This window comes from Candidatus Eisenbacteria bacterium, from assembly GCA_016867715.1.
Lineage (GTDB): Bacteria > Orphanbacterota > Orphanbacteria > Orphanbacterales > Orphanbacteraceae > VGIW01.
Window position 1 is genome coordinate 1 of the sequence record VGIW01000132.1, and the last position, 6,361, is coordinate 6,361.

Genomic DNA, 6,361 nt, shown 5'->3' on the forward strand with positions numbered 1-6,361 from the left:
CTCGATCGCCACGATCCCCACGCTCCCGACCCTCCTCACGTAACTTCGGAAAAAAGACACCGTATCTTTTGCAACCAAATAGGTTACCGCGCGAAATCTACCCGAGACCCGGACTGGGCGTCAAGCCTTTTCTCGAGAATCAGAGAATCGTAAGGGAAACGTCCCCTGAGACTGAACCCTGAGACTGTACCAGGTACAATCCGCAAGAGGTGTGCCAGGTAGGTAGCTCCCAATCGACCGCGTTGCCTCTCTGTGGACACGGGCGCCGCTTCGTTGTAGAGTCTTCCGCATGCGCTCGGAACCCTCTCGCTCCTCATCGGCCGATCTCGAGCGGCTCCGCATTCGGGACGAGACCCGCCGTCGAAAGAAGAGGCGGGGGCGGTGGCTCCTCGCGGGCGTCGGGGTCGTCGTCCTCCTCGCCCTCCTCGTCATGCTCGCGCGCCCCGCGAAGGTCGCGGTCGTCCCCGTCCGGGCGGGCGGGAACACCCCGGCCGACGCGGGAGGCGCGGTCCTCACGGCGAACGGGTATGTCGAGGCGCGGCACCAGGCTTCGGTCGCCGCGCGGACGACCGGGCGCCTTGCCGCGGTCCTCGTCGAGGAGGGGGATCGGGTCGATTCGGGCCAGGTCGTGGCCCGCCTCATCGACGACGACCCCCGCGCCCTCGTCGCCGAGGGCGACGCGAACTTCGCGCTCGCGGAGGCCCGCCTCGAGCAGGCTCGCGCGGCCGAGACAGAAGCGGAAAGGCAGCGTGCGCGGCGCGAGGCCCTCCTCGCGGAGGGGCTTCTGAGCGACGAGGAGGCGGAAGGGGCCGCGACGGCGGCGATCCTCGCGCGCGCCGACCGGGCGGCGGCCGAGGCGGCGGTCGGTGTCGCCCGCGCGGCGCTCGCGACCGCCCGGCTCGAGCTCGACAAGACCCGCATCACCGCTCCGTTCGATGGGGTGGTCCTTCGAAAGGACGCGGAGGTCGGGGAGATCGTCGGCCCGATCATGACGAGCAACACGGCGCGGGCGGGGGCGGTCGTCACGATCGCCGACCTCCACACGCTCGAGGCGGGGGTCGACTGCAACGAGGCGTACATCGCCCGCCTTTCCCTCGGGCAGCCGGCGGACATCGTGCTCGACGCGTATCCGGAGGTCCACTTCCCCGGCGAGGTGCGCGCGATCTACCCCTCCGCCGACCGGGACAAGGCGACGATCCCCGTGCGCGTCCGCTTCCTCGCCCTGGACGACCGGATCCGCCCCGATCTCGGCGTCAAGGTGACCTTTCTGGAGCGCCGGCCGACCGAGGAGATCGTCGTCGTGAAGAAGACGCTCGCGATTCCCGCCACGGCCGTGCGCGAGCGGAACGGCGGGTCGTTCGTCTGGATCGTGCGCGAGGGGAAGCTCGAGTCGGTCGGCGTCTCGGTCGGCGAAAAGCTGGAGGACGGGACGGTCGCTGTTCTTTCAGGTCTCAACGAAGGGGACCAGGTCGTCGCGGAGCCGGCGCCGCGGACGCGCAAGGGGATGCGCGCGCAGCCGGTCGCGCGGTGAGGCGGCCGCGGTGGATCCGATCATTCGCCTCGAGGGGGTGACCAAGGTCTACCGGCGGGGCGCGATCGAGGTTCCGGTCCTCTCGCGGCTCGACCTCGAGGTGCGGGCGGGCGAGTTCCTCGCGCTGATGGGGCCTTCCGGGAGCGGCAAGTCGACGATTCTGAACCTCGTGAGCGGGATCGATCTTCCGACCGAGGGGCGCGTCGTCGTGGCCGGAATCGACCTCGGCGACCTCGACGGATCGGCGCTCGCCTCCTTCCGCTCGCGGCACATCGGTTTCATCTTTCAATCCTACAACCTGATCCCGGTCCTCACCGCGTTCCAGAACGTCGAGCTTCCGCTTCTTCTCACCGGGCTCACGCGGAAGGAGCGGAGCGAGCATGTTCAGGCCGCGCTCGAGGTGGTCGGGCTTCGCGACCGGATGGACCACTTCCCGCGCCAGCTCTCCGGCGGAGAGGAGCAGAGGACGGCGGTCGCGCGCGCCGTCGTCACCGACCCGACCCTCCTCGTCGCGGACGAGCCGACCGGCGACCTCGACGCCGGGAGCGCGAGCGACGTGCTCGGGCTTCTCCAGAGGCTCCACCTCGAGTTCGGGAAGACGATCGTGATGGTGACGCACGACCCGCACGCGGCGGAGCGGGCCGATCGGATTCTCCATCTCGAGAAGGGCGTGCTGATCGAGTCGGCCGAACGGAATCGGACCTGATGCGCTTCTTCCCCTTCATCCTTCGGAACGCGCTCCGGAGCAAGCGGCGGACGATCCTTACCGTCCTCAGTATTGTTGTGTCGATGTTTCTCTATTGTACAATCCGAACGGTGATCACGAGCTTCGACGCCTCTCTCGAGACCGCCGACGCGGCGCGCCTCATCACACGGCGCTCCACGTCGCTCACGTTCTTCCTTCCCCTCTCGTACAAGGACCGGCTCGCGCAGATCCCGGGAGTCTCGGCGGTCGCCTACGGTGTCTGGTTCGGGGGGATCTACATCGACGAGAGGAACTTCTTCGCGCAGTACGCGATCGACGCGGACGAGTACGTCCCCATGTACTCCGAGTACCTGATCACGCCGGAGGAGCGCGAGGCCTTCCGCCGCGAGCGGACCGCCTGCATCATCGGGGAGAAGCTCGTGGAGAAGTACGGCTTCAAGACCGGCGATGCGATCACCCTACGCGGGACGATCTTCCCCGGCAACTGGGACCTCACGGTGCGCGGGATCGCGCGCCCCCGGACAAAGAACCTCGACACGAACTTCCTCCTGATGCGATGGGATCTCGTGAACGAGAGGATGGGGCGCTTCAACCAGGTCGGCTGGTACGTCGTCAAGCTCTCCGATCCGGCGCGGGCCGGGGAAGTCGCCCGGACGATCGATAGGGCCTTCGCGAACAGTCCCGCCGAGACGAAGACCGAGACCGAGAAAGCGTTTCAGCTCGGTTTTCTTTCGATGCTCGGGAACATCCGCGCGGTGGTTTTCGCGATCGGGAGCGCGATCGTGATCGCGATCCTTCTCGTGTCGATGAACACGATGATGATGGCGGCTCGGGAGAGGACGCGAGAGGTCGCGGTGCTGAAGGCGCTCGGCTTCACGGATCGCACGGTGCTCGGGATGATCCTCGCCGAGTCGCTTCTCATCTCGCTCACGGGCGGGGTTCTCGGCGCCGGGATCGCGCGCGTTGTCTACGACGCGAGCGGCTTCACGGCGGGCGGGTTCTTCCCTAGTTTCTTCGTCACCGGGGGGACGATCGCGCGCGCCCTCGGCATCGCCGCGGCGATGGGTCTTCTCTCCGGAGCGATTCCGGCGGCCGACGCCTTTCGGCTTCGCGTCGTCGACGCGCTTCGCCACGCGGGGTGAGCGATGGCCGTTCCGATCCGCTACAACCTCCGCAATCTCTTCGTGCGAAAGACCGCCACGCTCATGACGGCGTCGGGGATCGCGCTCGTCGTCGCGGTCCTCGTCCTCACGCTCGCCCTCGCGAACGGGTTTCGCCACGCGCTCGTCACGACGGGGCGCGCGGACAACGCGATCGTCACGCGCGCCGGATCGAACAGCGAGGTAATGTCCGGCTTCTCCCGCGAAACCGGACGAATCATCGAGGCGGGCCCTGAAATCGCGCGCCTCTCGGACGGGCGGCCCTTCGCGGCGAGCGAGGTCGTGGTCGTGACGAACTTCTCGAAGAGAAGCGACCCCAGCGCCTCGTCGAACGTCGTCGTGCGCGGCACCGATGACCGCGCGTTTCTGCTCCGTCCGGAAGTGCGGATCGTCGAGGGAAGAAGATACCGCGAGGGGGCTCTCGAGGCCGTCGTCGGGAAGCCGATCGCCGAGCGCTTCGCCGGATGCGGGCTCGGCGAGACGGTCCGCTTCGGCGCGCGCGACTGGACGGTCGTCGGAATCTTCACGGCGAAAGGAACCGGGTTCGAGTCGGAGATCTGGGGGGATCGGGAGACGCTCGCGCCGGCCTTCGACCGGAGGGGCTTCAGCTCGCAGACGCTCCGTCTCTCCGATCCCGCGCTCGCGGGCGCCCTCCAGAAGCGGGTCGAGGCGGATCCCCGCCTTCAGGTCGACGTCCAGCGGGAGGATGCGTTCTACGCGGCGCAATCGGAGATGCTCGCGAACGTGATCCGCGCGCTTGGGCTCTTTCTCGTCGTCATCATGGCGGCGGGCGCGGTCTTCGGCGCGCTGAACACGATGTACGCCGCGGTCGGCGCGCGGACGCGCGAGATCGGCGTGATGCTCGCACTCGGCTTCTCGCCGGGGAGCATCCTCGTCTCGTTCCTTCTCGAGTCAATCTTCCTCTCTGCGATCGGCGGCGTTCTCGGATGCCTCCTCGCCCTTCCGATCCACGGCGTCTCGACCGGAACGACCAACTGGTCCAACTTCAGCGAGGTCGCCTTCCAGTTCCGCATCACGCCGGGGATCCTTCTCGCCGGGTTCCTCGCATCGCTCGTCCTCGGCATCGTCGGCGGCTTCTTCCCCGCCCGCAACGCCGCCCGGCGACGGGCGAGCGAGGCGATGCGGGCGGTGTGAGAGAGTCGCCTTTGATGCGAACGACCGGAAGGCGAGACGCGCCGCCGTGGAACCGAGGATCGTTACCTATTTCGAAGCATGAAGAGACCCTGTCTTCTTCCTGGTCGCGCGAAATAGGTGACTGTCCCCAGTTTCCCTACTCCCCCCCCGCCCGGACCGGCGGGGATTCCGCCCCGTTCTCCAGGATCTCTTTCGACGGCGTGTGCGAGAAGGGGATCGGGTAGGCGCCGTCGAAGCAGGCGGTGCAGTAGCCGAGACCGGCGGGGGCCGCCTCCTTCAGCTTCTCGATCGTGAGGTAGGCGAGGTCGTCGACGTCGAGGTACTTGCGGATCTCCTCGACCGTGTGGGTCGAGGCGATCAGCTCGCCGCGGGTCGGCGTGTCGATCCCGTAGAAGCAGGGGAAGAGGATCCTCGGGGAGCTGATGCGAAGGATCACCTTTGCGGCGCCGGCCTTTCGGATCATCTTGACGAGCTTCCGCATCGTCGTTCCGCGCACGATCGAGTCGTCGACCACGACGACCCGCTTCCCTTCGAGCACGCTTCTTACCGTGTTGAACTTGACGCGCACCCGAAGATCGCGAAGGTGCTGAATCGGCTGGATGAACGTCCGCCCGACATAGTGATTCCGAATGAGGCCCATCTCGAAGGGGATGCCGGAGCGCTCCGAGAAGCCGAGCGCCGCGGAATTGGACGAATCGGGAACGGAGATCACGAGATCCGCTTCGGCCGGGGAGGCGTCGGCGAGAACGTGTCCGAGACGTCTTCGGACCGGATCGACCGGGTGGCCGAAGATCGTCGAGTCGGGGCGCGAGAAGTAGATGAACTCGAAGATGCAGTGATGCGGGTCCCGCTTTCCGTCGAGCGGAATCGAGCGCATCCTTCCCGACTCGATCACGACCATCTCGCCCGCCTCGATTTCCCTCACATAAGACGCGTTCAGGATGTCGAGGGCGCACGACTCGGACGCGACGAGAAGTCCCTCGCCGATCCGGCCGATGCAGAGCGGCCGGAAGCCGTCCGGATCGCGCGCGGCGATGAGACGCCGGCCGTCCGAGAACACGAGCGAGAATGCCCCCTTCACCGCGCGGAGCGCCTCCTCAGCCCGCTCGACGAGCGTCTCTCGGCGCGAGCGGGCGATCAGGTGAACGATCACTTCGGTATCCATCGATGTTTGAAAGATCGACCCCTCGCGTTCCAGCTCCTGGCGAAGCTCCCAGGCGTTCACCAGGTTCCCGTTGTGGGCAAGAGCGATCACGCCCCCGAGGCAGTGCGAGACGAGCGGCTGCTGGTTCTCCGGCCGGCACGAGCCGGTCGTCGAGTACCGGTTGTGCCCGACGGCGAGACTTCCCCCCAGCGCGGCGAGATCGTCCGCATCGAACACGTCGGAGACGAGGCCCCCTCCCCTCTTCACGCGATGGCGCCCGTTCTCGAAGGCGACGATCCCCGCCCCTTCCTGCCCCCGGTGCTGCAAGGCGTAGAGACCGAAGTAGGCGAGCTCGGCCGCCTTCGGAAGGCCGATCGCGCCGAAGACCCCGCACTCCTCCCGCCATCCGCTCATCGCGCCGGCTCCTCCCCCGTTTCCGCGAGCTCGATCGTATAGTCCTGATAGTGCGGGTTCACGAGAAGGCCTCCCTTCGGGCTCGCCGCCACCGCGAGCGATTCGCCGAGCGCGAGCGCCTCGCTCCCCCGCGCCTCCTGGAACCGGAGAAACCAGAGCGTCGCGAAACGGACCCGCTCGAGACCGGGAAGACGAACGCGCGAGCGGAGCGTCTCCTCCGCGACCGCCCCCTCGAGGTCGTCCTTCCCGCG

The 6,361-nt window shown here is 67.4% G+C and carries 6 protein-coding genes; 4 read left to right on the top strand and 2 right to left on the bottom strand.

The annotated features are described in order from the left end of the window. The first annotated feature begins 289 nt into the window (after positions 1 to 289). From FJY73_13685 to FJY73_13700, 4 genes are read left to right on the top strand one after another with little or no spacing between them, the layout of a single operon-like run. Complete coding sequence (locus FJY73_13685; GenBank protein MBM3321709.1) at positions 290 to 1,531, top strand: efflux RND transporter periplasmic adaptor subunit; 1,242 nt, start codon at positions 290 to 292, stop codon at positions 1,529 to 1,531. A gap of 10 nt (positions 1,532 to 1,541) precedes the next feature. Further along, positions 1,542 to 2,237 (top strand): ABC transporter ATP-binding protein, encoded by a 696-nt coding sequence (locus FJY73_13690; protein MBM3321710.1) that lies wholly within the window; start codon positions 1,542 to 1,544, stop codon positions 2,235 to 2,237. Further along, entirely contained in the window at positions 2,237 to 3,379 is a 1,143-nt protein-coding gene (locus FJY73_13695) for an ABC transporter permease (GenBank protein MBM3321711.1), read from the top strand. The genes FJY73_13690 and FJY73_13695 overlap by 1 nt, the downstream gene beginning before the upstream one ends. 3 nt (positions 3,380 to 3,382) lie before the next feature. Continuing rightward, the gene (locus FJY73_13700) at positions 3,383 to 4,552 is read left to right on the top strand and encodes an ABC transporter permease (protein MBM3321712.1); all 1,170 of its coding nucleotides are present in this window, start codon (positions 3,383 to 3,385) and stop codon (positions 4,550 to 4,552) included. A gap of 136 nt (positions 4,553 to 4,688) precedes the next feature. Here FJY73_13700 and FJY73_13705 read toward each other — a convergent pair whose 3' ends face one another. Both FJY73_13705 and FJY73_13710 read right to left on the bottom strand, forming a co-directional pair. Next, positions 4,689 to 6,110, bottom strand: a complete 1,422-nt coding sequence (locus FJY73_13705; GenBank protein ID MBM3321713.1) for an amidophosphoribosyltransferase — start codon at positions 6,108 to 6,110, stop codon at positions 4,689 to 4,691. Beyond that, the coding region (locus FJY73_13710) for a hypothetical protein (protein ID MBM3321714.1) at positions 6,107 to 6,361 on the bottom strand (255 nt) is incomplete at its 5' end. The genes FJY73_13705 and FJY73_13710, both read right to left, overlap by 4 nt.

Coding starts and splice junctions, on each gene's coding strand:
- FJY73_13695 (MBM3321711.1), top strand. CDS start 2,237: ATGCGCTTCTTCCCCTTCATCCTTCGGAACGCGCTCCGGAGCAAGCGG.
- FJY73_13705 (MBM3321713.1), bottom strand. CDS start 6,110: ATGAGCGGATGGCGGGAGGAGTGCGGGGTCTTCGGCGCGATCGGCCTT.
- FJY73_13700 (MBM3321712.1), top strand. CDS start 3,383: ATGGCCGTTCCGATCCGCTACAACCTCCGCAATCTCTTCGTGCGAAAG.
- FJY73_13685 (MBM3321709.1), top strand. CDS start 290: ATGCGCTCGGAACCCTCTCGCTCCTCATCGGCCGATCTCGAGCGGCTC.